At 61.5% G+C, this 19,118-nt stretch carries 19 protein-coding genes and 3 pseudogenes; 3 read left to right on the top strand and 19 right to left on the bottom strand.

The features are described from left to right. Window positions 1-472: 472 nt before the first annotated feature. The 7 genes from ACVWW1_RS01065 to ACVWW1_RS01035 all read right to left on the bottom strand — a co-directional run bounded on the left by ACVWW1_RS01065 (window position 473) and on the right by ACVWW1_RS01035 (window position 6,626). Window positions 473-754, bottom strand: coding sequence for a hypothetical protein (locus tag ACVWW1_RS01065; RefSeq protein ID WP_456654527.1), 282 nt, complete (start codon window positions 752-754; stop codon window positions 473-475). After that, window positions 738-1,439 (bottom strand): polysaccharide deacetylase family protein, encoded by a 702-nt coding sequence (locus ACVWW1_RS01060; protein WP_456654526.1) that lies wholly within the window; start codon window positions 1,437-1,439, stop codon window positions 738-740. Before ACVWW1_RS01060 ends, ACVWW1_RS01065 begins: the two co-directional genes overlap by 17 nt. Window positions 1,440-1,556: 117 nt before the next feature. Beyond that, a complete protein-coding gene (locus ACVWW1_RS01055; protein ID WP_456654525.1) occupies window positions 1,557-1,784 on the bottom strand; it encodes a helix-turn-helix transcriptional regulator in 228 nt (75 codons plus the stop codon). Next, the gene (locus ACVWW1_RS01050) at window positions 1,705-2,580 is read right to left on the bottom strand and encodes an AraC-like ligand-binding domain-containing protein (protein ID WP_456654524.1); all 876 of its coding nucleotides are present in this window, start codon (window positions 2,578-2,580) and stop codon (window positions 1,705-1,707) included. The genes ACVWW1_RS01055 and ACVWW1_RS01050 overlap by 80 nt, the downstream gene beginning before the upstream one ends. Before the next feature lie 387 nt (window positions 2,581-2,967). Next, a complete protein-coding gene (locus ACVWW1_RS01045; protein ID WP_456654523.1) occupies window positions 2,968-3,333 on the bottom strand; it encodes a hypothetical protein in 366 nt (121 codons plus the stop codon). A 170-nt stretch (window positions 3,334-3,503) separates the two neighbouring features. Beyond that, window positions 3,504-5,207, bottom strand: coding sequence for an amidohydrolase (locus ACVWW1_RS01040; RefSeq protein ID WP_456656586.1), 1,704 nt, complete (start codon window positions 5,205-5,207; stop codon window positions 3,504-3,506). A gap of 234 nt (window positions 5,208-5,441) precedes the next feature. Then, a complete protein-coding gene (locus ACVWW1_RS01035) occupies window positions 5,442-6,626 on the bottom strand; it encodes an ABC transporter substrate-binding protein (protein ID WP_456654522.1) in 1,185 nt (394 codons plus the stop codon). A 135-nt stretch (window positions 6,627-6,761) separates the two neighbouring features. On the opposite strand from ACVWW1_RS01035, the gene ACVWW1_RS01030 reads away from it, so the two are divergent. Continuing rightward, complete coding sequence (locus ACVWW1_RS01030) at window positions 6,762-7,442, top strand: MarR family winged helix-turn-helix transcriptional regulator (RefSeq protein ID WP_456654521.1); 681 nt, start codon at window positions 6,762-6,764, stop codon at window positions 7,440-7,442. A gap of 12 nt (window positions 7,443-7,454) precedes the next feature. Here the strand turns inward: ACVWW1_RS01030 and ACVWW1_RS01025 are convergent, their stop codons facing one another. The 3 genes from ACVWW1_RS01025 to ACVWW1_RS01015 form a co-directional block, all read right to left on the bottom strand. After that, the gene (locus ACVWW1_RS01025; RefSeq protein ID WP_456654520.1) at window positions 7,455-8,693 is read right to left on the bottom strand and encodes an NAD(P)/FAD-dependent oxidoreductase; all 1,239 of its coding nucleotides are present in this window, start codon (window positions 8,691-8,693) and stop codon (window positions 7,455-7,457) included. Next, the gene (locus ACVWW1_RS01020) at window positions 8,690-9,046 is read right to left on the bottom strand and encodes a non-heme iron oxygenase ferredoxin subunit (RefSeq protein WP_456654519.1); all 357 of its coding nucleotides are present in this window, start codon (window positions 9,044-9,046) and stop codon (window positions 8,690-8,692) included. Before ACVWW1_RS01020 ends, ACVWW1_RS01025 begins: the two co-directional genes overlap by 4 nt. Window positions 9,047-9,117: 71 nt before the next feature. Continuing rightward, complete coding sequence (locus ACVWW1_RS01015; RefSeq protein WP_456654518.1) at window positions 9,118-10,341, bottom strand: Rieske 2Fe-2S domain-containing protein; 1,224 nt, start codon at window positions 10,339-10,341, stop codon at window positions 9,118-9,120. A gap of 102 nt (window positions 10,342-10,443) precedes the next feature. Between ACVWW1_RS01015 and ACVWW1_RS01010 the strand changes: the two genes are divergently transcribed. Both ACVWW1_RS01010 and ACVWW1_RS01005 read left to right on the top strand, forming a co-directional pair. Further along, the gene (locus ACVWW1_RS01010) at window positions 10,444-11,319 is read left to right on the top strand and encodes an SDR family NAD(P)-dependent oxidoreductase (RefSeq protein ID WP_456654517.1); all 876 of its coding nucleotides are present in this window, start codon (window positions 10,444-10,446) and stop codon (window positions 11,317-11,319) included. A 14-nt stretch (window positions 11,320-11,333) separates the two neighbouring features. Further along, window positions 11,334-11,846, top strand: coding sequence for a cupin domain-containing protein (locus tag ACVWW1_RS01005; protein WP_456654516.1), 513 nt, complete (start codon window positions 11,334-11,336; stop codon window positions 11,844-11,846). Window positions 11,847-12,096: 250 nt separating this feature from the next. On the opposite strand, the pseudogene ACVWW1_RS01000 reads toward ACVWW1_RS01005, so the two are convergent. The 9 genes and pseudogenes from ACVWW1_RS01000 to ACVWW1_RS00960 all read right to left on the bottom strand — a co-directional run bounded on the left by ACVWW1_RS01000 (window position 12,097) and on the right by ACVWW1_RS00960 (window position 19,030). After that, window positions 12,097-12,641, bottom strand: a pseudogene (locus tag ACVWW1_RS01000) (4-hydroxylaminobenzoate lyase). Between the two features lie 22 nt (window positions 12,642-12,663). Beyond that, window positions 12,664-13,413 (bottom strand): nitroreductase, encoded by a 750-nt coding sequence (locus ACVWW1_RS00995; RefSeq protein WP_456654515.1) that lies wholly within the window; start codon window positions 13,411-13,413, stop codon window positions 12,664-12,666. Window positions 13,414-13,444: 31 nt separating this feature from the next. Next, window positions 13,445-14,086: an HD domain-containing protein gene (locus tag ACVWW1_RS00990; protein WP_456654514.1), complete on the bottom strand. Its 642-nt coding sequence runs from the start codon at window positions 14,084-14,086 to the stop codon at window positions 13,445-13,447. A gap of 183 nt (window positions 14,087-14,269) precedes the next feature. Then, window positions 14,270-15,244 (bottom strand): GlxA family transcriptional regulator, encoded by a 975-nt coding sequence (locus tag ACVWW1_RS00985; protein ID WP_456654513.1) that lies wholly within the window; start codon window positions 15,242-15,244, stop codon window positions 14,270-14,272. 223 nt (window positions 15,245-15,467) lie between these two features. Further along, a complete protein-coding gene (locus ACVWW1_RS00980; protein WP_456656585.1) occupies window positions 15,468-15,887 on the bottom strand; it encodes a cupin domain-containing protein in 420 nt (139 codons plus the stop codon). A gap of 149 nt (window positions 15,888-16,036) precedes the next feature. Beyond that, window positions 16,037-16,915 carry an MFS transporter gene (locus ACVWW1_RS00975; protein ID WP_456654512.1) on the bottom strand — a complete coding sequence of 293 codons (879 nt, stop codon included), beginning with the start codon at window positions 16,913-16,915 and terminating at the stop codon, window positions 16,037-16,039. A 97-nt stretch (window positions 16,916-17,012) separates the two neighbouring features. Next, window positions 17,013-17,180 (bottom strand): annotated as a pseudogene (locus tag ACVWW1_RS00970) (MFS transporter); the annotation flags it as partial. 118 nt (window positions 17,181-17,298) lie between these two features. Beyond that, window positions 17,299-17,971 (bottom strand): annotated as a pseudogene (locus ACVWW1_RS00965) (HD domain-containing protein). 69 nt (window positions 17,972-18,040) lie between these two features. After that, on the bottom strand, window positions 18,041-19,030 hold the full coding sequence (locus tag ACVWW1_RS00960; protein WP_456654511.1) for an NADP-dependent oxidoreductase: 990 nt from the start codon (window positions 19,028-19,030) through the stop codon (window positions 18,041-18,043). Window positions 19,031-19,118: the final 88 nt, after the last annotated feature.

Below are 19,118 nucleotides of genomic sequence, written 5' to 3'. Positions count from 1 at the left end.
AACTCGCGCAGCCGGACGAAATCGACGACATGCTCGTGAGATAACACTCCGATTACTAGGCGGTCGTGGCGTGCACTGGATTTCATATGGACGGCGCGCCGATAAGGGCTTCGCCGTGAATTCTGGTATGCAGTCATCTAGCGTGCCATCAACGACCGTATCTGGATCTGAACCCGCAGCGCGACGTTCATTGTTGAGCGGGGCGGCGGTCTCTGTCACCCGGCCCTTGCCTCCGCACACCTTGCACTTTGGCGGGCTTCTCCGGCCGTCATGTGGCTGCGGCTCAATCGGCTCAAGGCCTTAGCCGCCGCATGCGGGACACTTCCTCTCTGAGACTTTCAATCTGGGCCGTTTCGTTGCTTTCGAGACCATGGCGCGAGCCAGTGATTTTACCCGCGGCCTCTGCGCATGCGATGCCGGTGAAGGGAGACATCGCCATTAAAAGAGACGCGCCGATGCCCAACAGGCGCGATTAGGACCAGTCCCATTTGTAGGTTCCTGAAGCACGCTGACACATCTTGCGGAGCATGGTGTCATAGATTTCCATGCTTTCGACGCCAGGCATGGGCGCTGCGTTGAGGATCGACGCGAACATCGCTCGGGGCACCTCTTCCATCTCAACGGCTTGCATCAAGGCGTAGCGCTGAAGGTGGTTCCTGAACTTGGGCGAAACCCGAGGCATTGCTCGATGGATCGGGTCTTGCATGGCGTCTTCGAGAGAAACGAAGCGCACCCCTTCATTTTTGAAGGCCACGATGACGGTCGTCCAACATGTCGGCCGCGATCGGGGTGGCATGTATCAGCCAGATGTACGGCAGGTCGCGGCCAAACATCAATCTGGCGGCCTTGGCATGGCTTCGCAGTTGAAAAAGAGCTGCCTCGAGAAAGCTCTTCCGAAGCATCGCGAGGGCCGCTTCGTCGTTGCTCTCGACCGCGCGATAATAAGGCGCGAGCCAGGCGAAATCGCCGAACCATAAGGTGATTGGGGCATTTTCGTAGCCATTGGCTTGAAGAAAATCCTCGACTTCGCCTCGCTTTCTCTCTGCCTCACCAGACATGTCCATCGCGTAGCGAAAGAAGCGTTTCGGCGCTTTTTGAATCAGCTGTCCAATATGATCTTCGGCCCGCTTGATATCGTCGCAGTAGAATTTTGCCGAAACCCAGTTCAGACAGGCGTGGCAATGGGTGTGATTGGCAATATGGTGTCCGCTGTCGCACCAATGATCGATGATCGAGATCAGGCCGCGATCCTGATCGAGTGGCGAGGTATGCGGGAACCCATAGATGCCGGAAAGGCCGTGGCTTAGGAACGTCTTGATCATGGAAGCAACGATTGTCTCCCGCGAATAGCCCGCCGGGAGAGGCGTTCCATCCCAGATCAACAGATCGTCGACGGTGATTGCGAGATCGATAGGCTTGATATGCGGCGCGGCGCTCATTGGCATCCTCCCAAAGGCGTTTGTTTTTTGGAAGAATAGGCTTGAGCCCGGAAGCGCTCTATCACGGGAACGAACGATCTCCGTCGTCAGAACGCATTCTTGGAAGGTCCGGAAGTCTTACGGATTTGGCTGCCTTTTCCTGAACTCTGACGGGGTGCAGTCGAAGAGTTCTTTGAAAGCGGATGCAAAATGACTCGAGTTCGAGAAGCCGGCCGCGAGCGCGATTTCGGTAACGGTGATCTTCTTGTATGGATTGGCAAGAAGATCAGCCGCATGTCTCAACCGTTGCTCGCGGATAAATTGCTGTGCGGTCGTCCCCGCCCGACTGAAACAGCGACTGAACATAGCGCACGGAGATTCCTGCCGCGGAAGCGATGCCGGTCAGGTCGAGTTCCGGATCCTCCAATTGTGCGTTGATCAATTTCCTGATCCGGGCCAGCATCGCTGCCCTAGTGGCGGACTCGCATGAGTAAGCATCAACGTTGTCAAGCATGACCAGCGCGAGAAGATCACGGATATGCCGTGCGCCGACCGCAAATGAGTGGTCATCCATGAGATCGGCGGATTCCGCAAACGTGGAAATAAACGCAAGGGACGCAGCGAGAAGCGGATGACGGGCCAGCGGCTGCCCGCAGATTTTCTCGGGACTTCCTAGGCGACCTGCTATATCGGCCCGCGGGAACGCAAATGCGATTGCCGTCAAGCTTCGGGCGTGTTCAAAGTTCGTGGGCTCGGACATGTCGACCGCCATAAACTGGCCAGGAGACAAGTTCGCCTGCTTTCCGCAGTGTGATATCGAGACGGAATCGGAAAGCGGAACGATGATCTCGAAGTGAGACAATCCATCCGCTGCCGCGTGGGAACGCTTGCGCTCAAGCGACTCCCGCTGTCCGTCGAATTTCACGATCTGCAGAGCGTCGCATCTGATCGCCACGATTCGTCCCACGTAGTTTTTCGGCATCGAGCGATGAACGGAAAACTTGCCGTGGAGCCCGCTCACCCAATCCGCCCAAGAATTGCGCTGGTCATCAGGAGGGATGACCCCGGTCGAGAAGTGGCTCCTGGTGACACGGACTTGCATGATGCGCTCTTCCAAAAGGGGCGGATCGACACTTAAATCGCTCTCGAATAGATTACCCAAACTTGACTCTTTTGCCCAAGATCTGGTCGAGTGCAAGCTTGTTTCTTGCGTCGAAGTCGCACTGATCTCCAATCAAATGGTAATTGTCGCCTTTCGATGGTTCGTTTGAGTAGGGTCGGAGGAGCGCAATTTTTATGAATACGCAGCATCACTTGTGAGACAAGGATCGGTGAGCCCGCGTCGTCAATGGTGGTGACAAATGGTCGGAGGCCGACCCCCTCATCCACAAGGATCTGCTCCCGCCGGGGTTTGTCCGCCTGCGCCGCAGCAAGGACGCGGGACGCAGAGCGATGAGCTTCGATCAGGCCAAATATTGGGTCCGGCGCCCCCTCGGGCGCGCAGGCTGTGAATAAGCGCCCGAGAGTGCCCCCTCCATCGCAAATTGGATCAATAGCTTATCGCGCCGATCGGCGTCGGGACTCCGCGCCGATTCACCCCAAGACTGACAGACTTGCCACGACTGCCGCAGTATAGCTCACTTACAAGCTCGGTCGGGCCGCTGGCTGACCAACGTACTTCCACGTCGGACTGATAAGGAAATGCATGAAACCTTATCAGTTTGATGAGTTGCCCCTCCGATAGGTCGGCGCAATTCGCCGGAAGGTCGATTGCTTCCGATAACACTTCTTCTCGGAATTCATCTCGCCTTTCGATTCTGATTGCCTGCGGCAATTCCATCCGCTCGGAAACTCCGTCATTGCGGCACTTGGACGATTTCGTATTTTCGGCATTTGCTGTGGCGAATACAGGCACACGTGGGTATACTTCCGATAATTGTCCTTATCGGAAGCGTTTGTTCCCTGTACTGGAGCTCCTCGGAGCGGATACTGGAGGCGGATTTGCTCGGATGAGAACCTTATCAGAAGGCAACTGATAAGCTTTGCGACCATTCCTTATCAGTGGGCGAACCGACTGCATCTGGGTCAGCGTTGAAAGACGACCTTGCCTCCGACCAGCGTGATGTCCGCCTTGATGTCTTTGATCTGCTCTTCCGGAATGGCCATGTAGTCCGCGGAAAGGACCGTGAGGTCTGCAAGCTTGCCCGGCTGGATCGTACCCTTGCGTGCTTCGTCGAACGTGTAGCGCGAAGCTGCCGACGTGTAGAGACGGAGCGCCTGTTCGCGACTGATAGCTTCCGCGGCGCCGTACACGCTTCCATTGGGATCTTTCCGCGTCACCATGATGTACATGTTGAGGAACGGGTTGATCGGGTTGACGGGGAAGTCGGTTCCGGCACCGAGACCGTCCAGCCCCATTTTTTCGATCAAGGTCTTGGTCGGCACGGCGCGATCGGCGGTCGGCCGTCCCAGGAAGCGCTCGACGGTCGCGGCCTTATCCCACATGAAGACGTTCTGGAAATCGACCCTGACCCCCAGCTTGTGAGCGCGCTCCATCTGCTCGGGCCTGATCAGACTCGCGTGAATGAGAACGAAGCGACGGTCCCGGATGGACCTTTCCTCGTCGGCCGCTTCGAAAGCATCGAGCACCTGGTCGATACCGAGATCGCCGACGACGTGCACACCTACACGCCAACCGTAGCGATTGCAGATCGAGACGAGTTGCATGAGCCGTTCGGGCGTTTGCTGGGCGATGCCATGGTAGTTATCGTGCGAGTCCGGATAGACATCGCGCATTAGCGCCGTCTTCAGGGTCATGCCGCCATCGTAAAAGATCTTGATGCCGGCGAACTTGACCCAGTCGTCGCCGAAGCCTGACGAAGCTCCGTTGCCCGACATGATTGCCTCCCAAGCGGTCAGCTCGGCGGGCGGCTCGGGTCTGAACATCAATCCGGTCCGCAACGTCGCTTGTCCGGACGCGGCGATCTTCTGCAGTGTGCGGACGTCGCGCGCTTCCGTGGCGCCTTCGACCGCGCTCGTGATCCCGAAACTGTTCAGTGCCCCCTCCGCGAGCGTGAACTGCCTGATTTCGTCGTCTTCGGTCCACGGCGGAACGGCCTTCTCCACCCGGTCGATCGCCGTCTCGACGAGCACGCCGGTCAGTTCACCGGCGGCGTCGCGCTCGAAGGAACCGCCGCTCGGGTTCGCGGTGGTCTTGTCGACCCCCGCCTTCTGCAGGGCCATCGTGTTCGCCATGGAGAAATGACCGACGGTCCGCAGATAGACCGGATTGTCGGGGGCGACGCGGTCGATCTCCTGCCTCGTTAGATACCGTTTCTCGGCGAGTTGCGACGGCGGGTGCCACGCGCCGCCCACAATCCAGTCGCCCGGTTTCTTCTTGGCCACGAACGTCCTGATCGCCTCGAGCGCTTCGGCGACCGTCTTCGCGCGGCTCATGTTGACGACATAGTCGGCGAGACCCGCCGCCTTGAAGTGAGCGTGAGTATCGATCAGGCCGGGAATCACGGTCTTGCCGGACACGTCGAGCACTTGCGTGCGCGCTCCAGCGAGCGCCCGGATGGATGCGCTGCTACCGGTCGCGAGAATTTTTCCGTCCCGAACGGCGATCGCCTCGATCACGCTGGATCGTTCGTCGAGTGTCAGAACTTTTCCGTTGACGAGGACGAGATCGGGCGAGTTGACATCTCCTTGCTGGGCAGCAGCGGGGGCTGTGCCCGCGAATAGAATTCCTGCACCGAGAGTCACGAGCGCCGCCGACCTGCAGACCATTCCAGCCTCCCGATCGTTTGTGTTCAATAGACGAACATCTTCCCTTTTCTCGATGATACCACGCCTGTCGAAGCGGTCCACCGATTCAGGGTCGTTCACGACGCGATCGTTGCGCCTCCATCAACGACGATGATCGAACCGGTCGAGAATGGATTGCAGGCGAGAAAGAGGACTGCGTTCGCGATGTCCAATGACTTGCGGGCCGTTCCCGCCTCGCCACACTATCGGCGGCCCTCATTGCGCGGCCATGGTACCGGACATCGGAACCCAGCGCTCGCCGTCGAAACGCTGCGGGCGCAGCGACGTGATCAGGCGATAATCATCCTGGCTGGTGTTGACGGTGATGCCCGGGATCAGGCCCGGCAGCGCCACGTTCTTCAGTGCAGTGGCCTCCTTCATGATGTTCTGCCGGGACAGATCGTTACCGCAGGCCTCGATGACCTTGGTCATGAGAACAGCGACGTTCCATCCGGTGAAGTTGAGCTGATCCTCGATATCGCCCTCGGGATAGTACTTCCTCATGAAAGCCAGCCACTCCAGATAGGCGGGATCGTTGACCCATTCGGGATCGCCGACCGACTTGGTCGGCGTCGCAGAGATCGCTCCCTTGGCATTGTCGAGCCCGGCCGGCTTGAGGATCGTCGGCACGAAGTTGCTGCCGATCGGCAGGAACTGCTGCGCGCGCCAGCCGAGCTCGCCCGCTTTGCGGATCGCCTGCGAGGTAAATTTGCCGGTCGACGCATTGAGGAAGACGTTGGCGTTGGTACTCGCCAGCGCCACGACTTGCGAATCGACCGTGGGCGATGTGACTTCGTAACGCGATGTCGCGACAATCTCGGCCTTGGGATCGAGCCGGGCCAGTTCGGCCTTGAAGCTACGAAGATATTCGCGTCCGTAGTCGTCGTTCTGGTACAACACGGCCACGCGCGCGCCGGACGTGTGTTCGGCCACCAACCGCGCGTAGATCGCAGCCTCGGTGCTGAACAGCGTCATCCCCGAGATCGTATAGGGACTGGTCTTCGGATCGGCAAAGCGCTCGCTGGCCGCGAACACGAACAGCTGAGGGATCTTCTTGGCATTGAGATATTTCTGGACCGCGGCGTTCTGTGCGGTTCCCATGCTGCCGAAGATCGCGACCGCCTCGTCATTTTCTATCAGTCGGCGCGTCTGCTCTACCGCCTTCGGCGGACTGTAGCCATCGTCAAGCGAGATCAGCTTGACCTTGTGGCCATTGATGCCGCCGCGATCGTTGATCATCTGGAAATAGCGGGTCTGCACCTTGCCAACGGCGCTCAGGGCCGATGCCGGCCCGCTATACGGCATGGTCTGCCCGAGAACCAGTTCAGTGTCCGCCGCCCTGGCCGAACCGCAAGCAGCCAGTGCAGCCGCCAACACCAATGTCGCGCAAAGTCCGTGCATTGCGCTCCTCCCTCGATTTTTCTCACCTGGAATATTCTTCCTAGGAAGGTATTTTGTCAACCCGCGCTACGCGGCCGCAATTGGCCGCTGCGCCGCGGCCATGCACGGGGGCTGGAGCGAGACCAGGAACTTGCGATGGCGACACCTGAATTTGGCGGTGCTAGATTGCTGCGACGCATGATGCCGGCGCAATTGGCCCGCGGTGAAGGGGACTGGAAGGGAATGAAGAAGAGCAGCGTGTTACACCGCGGCGAACCCGCGATCAAGCAGTCGCCATCACCTGATAGCACCCTTTACGACGATATCGAGGCCGCGTGGCTTGAGCAACGGCCCGACCTCGACCTCGCCGCCGCCTGCACCTTGCTGCGGCTGGAGCGCGTCAACCAGCTCCACGAAATGCGCCTGCAGGACATAGCGAAGGCGGTCGGGCTGCAGACCGGCGAGCTGTATGTGCTGCTGGCGCTGCGGCGCTCGGGCAAACCATACGAGCTGCGTCCCACCGACCTGTTCCGGGCCCTGCTCGTCACATCGGGCGCGATGACCAAGCGCGTAGCGCGGCTGCAGGAAGGCGGCTTCGTGCTGCGCGTCTCCGCCAACGACGACGGCCGCTCCGAGCTGGTCCGCCTCACCGCCAAGGGTCTCGCGACCGCCGACCGAGGCATCGCCGAGGTGGCAAGGGTCGTCGCGCGCACGATCGAGGCAAGCGGGCTGACCAAGGCGGAGATCGCGATGCTCGACCGCTGCCTGCGCAAGCTGCTGGCGGTGCGGACGGTGAAAACGCTGAAGAAGTCCGGCCGGCTTACGGCGGTGGACTAGCTGCGGCACCTGCTACACGACGGCCCCGACACCCGCCTTCAGCAGCGATCTGAGATCGCATGAACTGTCCTCGGCCTGGCTCGGCGTCGGCGAAATGCCCGCCGCTATCAGGCGCCGCGCCACCATCTGATCCCCGGGATTGTTGATGCTGTCGACGCCGACCAGCCTGCCCTGCCGGTAATTGAACACGGAGAACCGGCCAGCTTCGATCGAGCCGCGGATCACAATGCGGTCCCTGCGCGCGCCATGACCGACGATCTGAAGCTTGAGATCGTGCTGATCCGACCAGAACCGCGGCACGCTGTTGTATGGCTCATGGCTTTGGGCGATCGCAAGCCCGACGGTGCGTCCCTGGTCCTGCGCGTGCTGAACCGACTCCAGCCTAATCCAGTCCTCAGCAAACCGGTTGAAGTGCGTGGTGCAGTCGCCCGCGGCGTAGATGCTCTCGCTTGCGGTTCGCCCGTTCTGATCCACCACAATGCCATTGGCGCATCCGAGCCCGGCAGCGGCGGCGAGCTCGTGGTTCGGGATGCCGCCGATGCCGACGACGACCAAGTCCGTGCCGAGGCGGACGCCGCCGTCCAGTTCGACCGCCACCACTCGTCCCCCATCGCCGACCATTGCCGAAACAGACGTGCCGAGCTTCACCGCGACGCCGGCCCGGGTATGGATGTCTAGAAGGAAGCGCGACACCACTGGAGACACCGGCCGCTCGAGCAGCCGGGAGGCAGCCTCGATCACGGTGACCCGTTTGCCGAGCTTGGTCGCCGACGAAGCCACCTCGAGCCCGATGAACCCGCCGCCGACGATCACGATCTCGCTTGCTCGGTCGAGCCGCGCCTTGAGATCGGCGGCATCGCCGACTGATCGGAGATAGCAGACGCCGTCGAGTTCGGCTCCACGGACCGCTATCCGCCGCGCGCGCGAACCGGTCGCGATGACCAGCCTGTCGAAGTCCAGTACGGTGCCGTCGGCCAGCGCTACTCTTCCTGCATGGCGGTCGATCGCGACGGCGCGGTGGCCCAGCAGCAGTTCAATCCGCTTGCTCGCGAAAACAGCCTCATCGCGCAGAATGAGCCTCTCGGCACTGAACTGATCAAGCAAGAACTCCTTTGAAAGCGGCGGCCGTTGATAGGGCAGCGACGTCTCGTCGGCGACAACCGTCACCGGCTCGGCATAGCCGGCATCCCGCGCCGTGAGCGCGGCCTCGATGCCGGCATAGGATGCGCCGATGACGACAAGTCCGCTCATGGCTTGAAGTCCACGCCGCCGCCATCAGCGGCTTGCAGGGCGGCGTCGCCGTCGAGTTCGACATAGACCTCGCCGTCACGGATCTCGGCCTTGAACGCCTTGATGTCCTTGTAGGCGCTGGACTGGCATTTTCCGTCACGGACATCGAACATCGCCCCATGTAACGGGCATTCGATCACATGGCCTTCGAGAAACCCCGTCGATAGCAGCGCAAATGCGTGTGAGCAGACGTCATCCGTTGCGAAGACCTCGTCGCCGACCTTGAAGAGTGCGATGCGCCGGTCGCTCACCCTGAAGCCCAACGGCTCTCCCTCAGACAGTTTCGCGACGGCGCATAGGCGGTGCCAGATCATGGGACGTCTCCTCGATCAGAGCTGGGAATTCGACGCGGACATGCAGTCCGCGCCCTTTGCTTTCGATCCCGTCAACGGGGAATCTGCCGCCAATCCTCGGAGGCGGAGGCAAGCCGACCGCCGACCGCGCGGATGTCCTTGTAGGACATCGTCTCGCTTTGGCCGCTCTTCGGCGGCTTTCCCGCCATGAAGCCCCGCACCTCGTCGAGCAGCTGGCGACGCACCCTGACGATCGCCTGGTCCGCCGAGCACAGATATTCCTGCGAACGGTCGACTATCGGGCCCATGCTGACCATAACCACGAAATCCTCGATGACGATCTCATGGAAGCCGGTGCTGTTGCCGGCATCCATGATCTGGCGGTTCTGGCCCCAATTGTTTGATTGATCGCCCGGCAGGCCGCCGGCCATCGGCCACTGGTTGGCACGCTGCACCTTGCGCCAGGAATCCACCGGTTTCTCCGGATTGTAGTAGATGTACCACTGGATCAGGTTCTCATCGTCGATCGGCACCGCGATGATCGCAGTGCGATCCTGCTGGGGTCCGGAGAAGATCGGCGCGATCAAGCCGTAGTACGGCATCACGAACTCGGTGACGCGGGCGAGGCACGATCCGTCGGGCACAGTGCGCAATGCCGCAGCACGGAAGCCATAGGGCTTCTTCTCGAACTCGTAGCCGACTTCGGTGTTGACCCGCGTTGCGCCGAAGTCGGTTGACGAGGTCGCGGTCCAGCTCTGGTGCAGCAGTGCGACGTGCGAGGAATCGATGGTGGCCTCGACGCCCTGCAGCCAGTTCGCCTTCAGCTCGATTCCGGCGGCGTAGACCTGGTCCGGCGGCAGATCCATCCATTCAAAGTCCGGCGCGGGCGGCGCGTCACCTTCGCCCAGCCAGACCCAGATCAACCCGGCGCCCTCGCGCGTCGGATAGGCTTTTGCTTTCACGGTCTTGGCGAACTCCTTCGGATTGTTTGGCTCGTTGGGAACGTCCAGCACCGCGCCATCGGCGCGGATCTTCCAGCCGTGAAACAGGCAGGTGAGCGAGCAGTCATCGATGCGCGCGAGCGCAAGCGAGGCGCCACGATGCGGACAGGCCTCGTCGAGAAATCCGACCGTGCCGTCCTTGCCCCGGAACGCCACAAAATTGCGGCCGAACAGCTTGACCCGCACCGGCGCCTCGCCCTTGCGCACGCGCACCGAGAGCACTGCCGGCAGCCAGTAATGCTGGCGCAGCATCCGTCCCATTGGCGCGTCGCCCGTGACGCGGCACAGCAATTCGTTCTCTTCCCTCGTGACCATCGCAGACCTCCCTGGTTGACGCCTCCGGCGTTCTTGGCCTACTATCTTCCTCGGAAGATTGTTGTCAAGTTGTCTTCCAGGAAAGCCATATCGGGGAATCGCATGACCAAGGGACGGCTTGGAGACTGCATCGCGCTGGTGACAGGAGGAAGCCGCGGGGTCGGCAAGGGTGTGGCCATCGGCCTCGCCGAAGCCGGCGCGACCGTGATCGTCACGGCGCGCACGCGGAATAGCGGCGGATCGGAATGGCCGGGCTCGCTCGACGAGACCATCGCCGCGATCGACACAGCCGGCGGCCGCGGCATCGGCGTCCTGTGCGATCACTCGGACGATGCAGCGGTGCGCGAGGTGTTCGACCTCGTCCGGCGCGACCACGGCCGGCTCGACGTTCTCGTCAACAACGTGTTTGCGGCGCCGAACGCGATGCCGGTCAACGTCCCGTTCTGGCAGGTGCCGGCCTCGCTATGGGACACCATGCATCGCGTCGGCCTGCGCTCGCATTTCGTCGCCAGCCAGTTCGCCGTGCCGCTGATGCTGCCGCAGCAGCGCGGCCTCATCGTCAATACGTCCTCGGGCGGCGGCGTCCGCTACACATTCAACGTTCCGTTCGGCGTGCAGAAATCGGGCGTCGACCGGATGGCGCGCGACATGGCGCATGAGCTGAAGCCGTTCGGCATTGCCGCGGTCTCGATCTGGCCCGGCTACATCAAGAGCGAGAAGCTTGCGGCGCAGCCCGACCGCGTGCCGCCGGCGCTCGCCAAACTGATTGCGGAGCGCGGCGAAACGCCGGTGTTCGCCGGGCGCGCGGTCGCCGCGCTCGCCGCCGATCCCGGCGTGATGGCCAAAAGCGGCCAGATCCTGCTCGCCTCGGAGTTGGCGGCCGAATACGGCTTCACCGATGTCGACGGCAAGGTCCCGCCGCCGCCGAGCCGCGATCCCGCGCCGCTGTCCGTGTTCACGCCAAACGTCAAGACCTGAGGGAGGAGAAACCCATGCGGATCGCAATCGCAGCCCTGGCGCCGTTCGCGGAGCGCGACTGGCACCCGCTGTCACTGGCCCTTATCAGCGGCTTCGCCTGCGCGGTCGGGATCGCTAAGACCATTGCGCTGGCGATGAGCGCGACAACAGCATTCCCGGCACCGCTGTGCGCCGAGATGTCTTCGTCGGGCACGTCGCTCAACAAGGTCGAGGTGATTTCCTCGCACGCGCTGCCGAATGTACCGGGCAAGCGCGTCACGGTGGTGCGCGTCAGCTACGGGCCAGGCGCCTTCACGCCGCCGCACCGCCACGGCGGCTCGGTGACCGCCTACATCACCAAAGGTCAGGTCCGCTCACAGCTGAGCAGTGGCCCGCTGGAGACGTTCGAGATAGGGCAATCGTTCTTCGAACCGCCTGGCGCGACGCACCTCGTCTCTGCCAACGCGAGCAACACCGAACCGGCCGAACTGATAGCCGTCTTTGTCGCTGATGAGGGAGCTGAATTGACCACGCTTCTCGAGCCATAGTTCAACGGACCCGCCGGCTTCTGCCGGCCAAAGGCGCCGAAGAACACGGTCTCGCAGTCGCCCTGCGGATCGAGGTCGGGACTGTGGACGACAATACCGGACCCCAGCTCCGTGCGGTGACGAGAGTTGCGCCGCCTTCCGACGGACAGCTGGGTCGGCACCGGGTCATCGGCTTTGACCGCCTACGGATACTGGCGCCATGTCCTTTGCTCGCGGAGGAGCCATCGTGTCGAGCCACTTCGGAGCTCCGTTACCGATCAGACGGAGCTTTGAAATCGTATGAAATGCGTCCAGCCGGCAGGTAGAACAGCGCGATCACCGCCCCGCCCCTGACCTCGGGATAGTGCCTGCTGCCCGGATCCGGCGCCGTCCAGCCCGGTCCTTGCCAGCCCTGCAATCCCTTCAACTCCGCGCCCTTGTTCAAGGGCACCACGAGGTTGAGTTCGCCATAGGGGTGGCCATGATACTGTCCGCGCAATACGTCGTGATCGTCTTCGTCCTTGAAGCGGCGCGGATCGGCGCTGTTCATGTACACGGCGGTGATGCTGAACTGGTACGTTTCGGGAGTGGGCTCCAGGATGCGGCTGCGCCGGTAATTCGGGCCGTCCACCTCTTGGTTTGCCGCCCATCCCTCCTCGACGCCGATTTTGATCAGGCGAGCCAGATCCTGGTAGAGCGCGCTGTTTTCGCCGTAGTCTCGTTAAGCCAGGGTTCCATCTTGGCGCCAGGCGTCATGTCCTTGACTTCCCGGAGAAACGGAATGCTGCGCTGAATCAGTTCTTCTCGGCTTCCCATAGTGATCTCTCCTCTTCGACTATTACGTTTCGAATCCTACGAACGTGGCGAACTCATCAATGTCCGCCCGCGGCATCAATCTATCCGGCCGCTCAACCTTGGCTTTCCCGACCGAGATACCGCACACCACCATCTGCTCTGCCGGAATTGACAGCAGCGGGCGCAAAATTCGATGGTATTTTGCGAACGTTTCCTGCGGACACGATTGAAGCCCGCGTCCCGCCGCCGCGAGCATCACGTTCTGCACGAACATTCCGAGGTCGAGCCAGCTTCCGACTTCCAGGCGACGGTCGATGGTCACGATCAATCCCACCGGCGCGCCGAAGAATGTGTAGTTCTTCGCGGTTTGTCTGCTCCTCGCCTCGAGATCGATTTGAGCAATTCCGAGCGATCCGTAGAACAACCGACCAAATTCTTGCCGCCGTTTGAGGTACGGGTCCGGTAAATCGCTGCCGTAGTATTTGTATTCCGAGACGTGCTCGTCGCGCGAATTTTCGTGCGCGTCCAACAGCGCCGTCGAGACTCTGTCCTTGGCCGCGCCAGCCAGCACGTAGACGTGCCAAGGCTGGATGTTCGCCCCGCTGGGGGCGAACCGCGCGATACGGAGAATCTGCTCAATTGTGCGTCGCGGGACTGGAGCGTTGCAAAACTCGCGGCACGCAAACCGCCCGGCCAAGATCTGATCGATCGGGCTCTGCGCAACGAAATCTCCCTCACCCGTGCCGGTGGCGGCTCCTTCAGGACCGGACATGCTCGTACGGCTGGTATCCATCTCGGCCTCCTCGGTTCGGAGCAACGAGCGCTCAGTGCGGCCAGGCTGAGCCAAGGATGATCGAGCAGAAGTTCTGACGGACATAGTTCATGTCCTTCAGCGCCAGGACGTCGGCCTTCACATTTCCGAATGTCGTCAGCGGCTTCTTGATGATGCCGTTGGCGAAGTGATCGATGATGTTCTCCTTGAAATTTGTCTCGCGCGGATGATGGACGCAGACATGGTCACGCTGTTCATGCGTGAAGTCGTGATAGGCGATGCCGAGCACGTCCATCTCCACACCGGCGGTCACCAGCGCGATGGTCGGGCGCATATGCTCGGGGATTCCTGGCGTGGTGTGGAGCGCGATGGCAGTCCAGACGTCCTCGATGTCACGCTCGGGCACGCCGTAGCTTTTCATGAATTTGCGGGCGGCATTGGCGCCGTCGACCTCGAAACGCAGATCAGGGCTCGAGTATTCCTCGGTGAGGCCCATGTCGTGGAACATGGCGCCGAGGTAAAGCAGTTCCGGGTCGTATTTCAGCCCGCGGCGCTCGCCCGTGAGCGCGCCCCACAGGAAGACACGGCGACTATGGTTGTAGAGCAGGTCGTCTTCGGTCTCGCGCACGAGCTGTGTGGCTGCGCGCGCGATGGCGCTGTCAGGCAAGCGGATGCCGGCGATGATCTCAGACATGGAGCAATCTCCTGGTTGGATAACGCGCTGGTTGCTTGTCGGGATTAGGCAACAGAGCCCTGCTCCGGACAACAGGCGGGATGCCACGGATCAGGACAGCCGTACGTCGTTTCCTGACAAAAGGCCGCTCGGAGCCTTCAGGGCAGTAGGAACCCGCAGTTTCGCGCTCGGGTAGCTTGCGAATTATTCCGGTCCTGCTCGCCGGAAGCTGGCGCGATATTGGACAGGGGTCACGCCGAGATGGGTGCTGAAGACAATCCTCATCCGATCCGCCGATCCGAAGCCGCAATCGAAGGCAATGGCCTTCAGCGGTCGGTCGCTTGCTTCCAGCATCATGCGCGCGGCATCAATACGGGCGCGCTCGATGAATTCGTGCGGTGTGGTCCCGGTCACCTGCCCGAAATGCCGGGCCAGGTTCCGGGGGCTCATGCCGACGACGGCGGCAAGCGACTCCAGCGTATGGCGATCCCCAATGTTGGCCATGACATGGTCCTGGATGCGTGCGATCGGCGATTCCGGATCGGCAGGTGCCGTGAGATAGGGACTGAACTGCGACTGTCCGCCCTGGCGCTGGGCAACCACGACCAGCCGCTTGGCGACCTTGAGCGCCGTTTCCGCGCCGTGCCGCTGCCCGACGAGCGCCAAGCCCAAATCTATCCCCGCCGTCACACCCGCCGCAGTGATCAGCCGTCCATCGCGCACATAGATCAAATCCGGTTCGACTTTTGCCTTCGGGAATCTCGCCGCCAGCGCCTGTGCATCCTGCCAATGGGTCGTCACTCGCCGATCGTCGAGAAGGCCGGCATAGCCGAGTACAAAAGCCCCTGTGCAGATCGAGCCATAAACGCTCGAGCGCCACGGCAGCTCTTTGACCCACTCAAGCAGGTGCCGTTCGGGCTCTGCTTCCGGTGGCGTCGGAGTGCCGGCCACCAGAACGATGTCGAAGCCGCCCGCCGCTTCCTCGAAGGTCAGGTCGGCGACCATGCGTATGCCGTTCGACGCGCGCAGCGGATTGCGATGAGCAGCAACCAATACGGTTTCGTAGCGATCCGCGCTGCCGAGAAACGTGTTCGCCTCGCTGAACACATCCATCGGCCCCGCCACGTCCAGGGCCTGGACCCCTTCACAGACGACGATCGCGACAGCTTGTACCGGCACCTGCTACTGCCTCTCCACACCTGGAGCCTTATTATGCAGGTAGTCCGGACCCTGTAAAAGGCCTGGCGCGATCCGAGAGGCAACAGAACGAACATCCGCGCATCCGGGATCAACCAGGGGCTATGGACTTCTATTGGTCGATTTTGCTCTCCCAGCGGCCAACCGAGCGGCCTATGCAAGTCCAAAAAAGATCGTCACGGCAACAGGCGAATTTGTCGCGCCATTATTGTGATCCCGGCGCCTTGTCTGGCGTGGTCAAGGGCTCGTCCTTGGAATCCACAACGAAGACCGCCAGTAAGCTGGCGGCCTCGTTGTCACTCGCGTTCTCACTGACCCTGTGATGTGAACCGGGCATTTCGTAAAAACTTTCGCCTGCGTGATAGATCTTCGCGGGTTCGTCGCCGACTTGACTGCGGATGGTCCCGGACAGCACATAGGCGTAGATAAAAGCCGACGCTGCGTGGTGATGAGCGAGCGATTTAGCCCCGGGAGGATAGGTCACCGTCACGGCAACCAGCCTCTTTCCTTCGACATTCGGCAGTGCGTGCGCGAAGGCGACTTTCACCTGCTCCCGGTCCTGCGCGATCGCTGGCGAAGCTCCCAGGGCGATCGCTGCTGCTATCAGGGGGGCGGCCGTCCGCAATGCTCCTCTCGCTGCTTTTGCAGACATACCTCGAGGGTTTGATATGGCTCCAATCCGATAGGCAAATCCACTGATCGACATCATCGCACCTCCTCTTCTAACGAGTTCACGCAACTGCTTGAAACCAGAACGCAGAGACAAACCGATGGTCATGGTGAAGCTTCCGATGAGAAGCCATCGCCGCCGCCATCACTTCGGCCTGATGTGCCGCTGCCGCTGAGCAGCACCGACAACAGAGCTGCCACAGCGAATCCCGCAGCTACCCAGCCGAGCCGCTCCACCGCGCCATTGGCAATGACCACAGCGCCCGCCGCGGCACCCATCGCGCTGCCGAGGTAGATGGCCGAGGAATTCATCGATAGACTGATCGGCGCCAGTGCCGGAGCCAACGTCACCAGCCGCGCTTGTTGCGCCGTTATCAGCCCCCAACTGGCGAACCCCCAAATCAGGATGGCCGGCAGCAAGACGAGCATTGCCCGCGCCGGCTTGAGAGCCGCACTGAGCGAGAAGGCAAGATAGGCCAGCAGGGCAAGCCCCCCACCAACGATCACGATACTGCGCGCGCCCCAACGATCCGCCGCGCTGCCGCTGAGCTGGGTGCCGACTGCACTGGCCAGGCCAAAGCCCAACAGGACCGGCGCCAGTGCTTGCGGACCAAGGCCGCCGATGCCGGCTATGAACACACTGAGATAAGTGTAGACGGTAAAAGTGCCGGCCACGGTCAGCACGCTCGTCATCAGCACCCCGAGGATATCGCGGCGCTTGGCCAGCGCCAGACGCTCACCAAGGCCAGCCGTGACGCCAGGCCGTTGGCGCGGCAGCCGGATGAGAATCCCTAACAGCGAGAACACCGCCAGCCCCGCCACGCCGAAGAAGGTGGCGCGCCAACCGAAGCCCTGCCCGACCAGTACGCCCAGCGGCACGCCAGCGATGATGGCCAAGGTCAATCCGGTGGTGATCGTGGACAGCGCGCGGCCACGCCGCTCCGGACCGCCCAGCTCGGCGGCATATCCGCTGGCCGCCGGCATGAAGCTTGCTGCGGACAGGGCCAACAGCAGCCGCGCTGGCCAACAGCCCGGCATAGCCCGGCGCCAGCGCAGCGAGCAGGTTGCCCAGGGCGAAGCCGCCCATGGCGACGACCAGCAGCCAACGCCGCTCCAGCCCGGCCGTCAAAACGGCCATGACCGGCGCGCCGATGGCATAAGCGAGGGAGAAGGCGGTCACCAGATGACCGGCGGCTGGCAATCCCACGTTCAGGTCTCGCGCCAAGGCCGGGAGCAGCCCGGCGATCATGAACCCCTCCGTGCCGATGGCAAAAGCACCGAGGGTTAGCCAGATGAGAGAGGCTAGCGAATCGGCGCTGGTAGCTTGTGCGCGACCGGGATTGAGCTCCTGGAGCACAGGATAGGTCCTAGTCATGATGGTGAGCCTTGTGCTGGGAATCCGGGAAGGGCGACGCAGCGATCAGGTCGCAGGCGTTGGGGCTCTTGAACCCCGGGATGAAACGTTCGCAGACAGCGGCGTTGACGGTGCCATACGTCGTCGCTGGCTTGTGCGCAAAACCGGCGAAATACTCCTGAATGAACCCTTCTTTAAAATTTGTGCGCGGGTACTTGGCGACGATTTCCTCGCGCAGCTCCGCCGGGAACTGATCGAACCCCACCCCGATGACATCGAGAAGAACACCGGAATTGAGGAGCGCGACTTCGGGACCCATGTACTTCGGGATGCCGGGAGTGGTGTGCAGCGCGATTGCTTCCCAGACGGTCTGCACCTGGTCTTCAGCGATGTTGTGGGTGCTGAGAAACTGCCGTGCGGCATTTGCGCCATCGACTTCGAAGCGCTCGTCTGGGCTCGAGAACTTCTTGATGAGGCCCGAGATCGTGAAAAGCGGCAGCTACGTAGAGGAGTTCGGAATCGAACCGCAGCTTCCTCTGCCGACCCTGCTCAGCTGCGAACAGGTAGACCCGGATAGAGTGATTGAAGAGCAGATCAGTGGAATGTTCGCGTAGGATCTCGGTAGCCTCTTTCGCGAGCAGAGAGTCGGGAATGATGAGAGCGTTGGAGAAATTCGGCGTGGTCATGATTGCATCCTTTCGAGTTGCTGTGGTGTTTGGCTGCGGATTTGGGGCAGCTCCGGGAGGATTAGCCGATCAACTCGCTCCGACGTCGAGCACGATCTTTCCTTTCGGCTGAGGCCGCACGTGCTCCAGCATGAGATGAGCCTCGCGCGCATCCGCGAGAAGTAAGACTGCTCCGACGTTTGTTCGCAGCTTTCCACCATCGATGAAGCGAGCGATCTTCGTCAGATATTGGCTCGTGACGTCGACCAAAAAGAAGCTGGCTTCAACACCGTAGCGCTTTGCAAGATCCTGATCCGGGCGGGACACTGCTGAGATCAACTTGCCGCCGCGACGAAGGACCTGGAACGAGCGGGTTTGGGTTTCGCCGCCGACCAGATCGATGACAGCATCCGCGTCGCGTACTTCTTCCTCAAAGCGCTTCGTCCGGTAATCGACGACACGGTTTGCGCCGAGATCGCGCACCACCGAAATATCGCCCGTCGATGCGGTCACGACGGTTTGCAGACCCGCGTGATGGGCCAGTTGAACCGCATAGGATCCAACGTTGCCAGCCGCACCGTGAATGACCACCGTTTGACCTGCCTTGAGTTGGGCATGATCAAACAACGCCTGCCATGCCGTCACGGCAACAACAGGAACGGACGCGGCTTCAACGTGGGTTAGCGAGGTTGGCTTGTTCGAGACCATGCCCGCGGAGGCTAAAGCGTACTCGGCGTAGGCCCCGACAAACTGCGGATTCGTAACACCATAAACCTGATCTCCCACACGTAGTTCGGTGACTCCGGACCCCATCGCGACGATTTCGCCGGACAGATCCGAGCCCAGAGTGAGGGGGAGCGGTTGCGGCAAAGCGCTCTTGCCGGCCCTGATCCACCCATCCCATGGGCCAACTCCAGCGGCCGCAACCTTGACCAGGACCTCGCCAGGACCTGGCTCGGGTCGTGGCACGCGCTCGAACTTCATGGTCTCCGGTGACCCAAACTCGTGCACGCGCCAGGCCATCATTGTTGAATGAGTTCGCTGTTCACCAACTTGAGGAACGATGCTGCTGGTGGTCATCTCATGCTCCTTGCGCTCAGTTCGTCATGCTTGCCGTCGACCGTTCGGGGCGATTGATGGGACGGGCTCATCCGTATCTCGCAAGGAG

This window comes from Bradyrhizobium sp. JR3.5, from assembly GCF_054057015.1.
The sequence above is the reverse complement of the archived record's forward strand: the minus strand, read 5'-3'. Positions and strand labels throughout refer to the sequence as shown.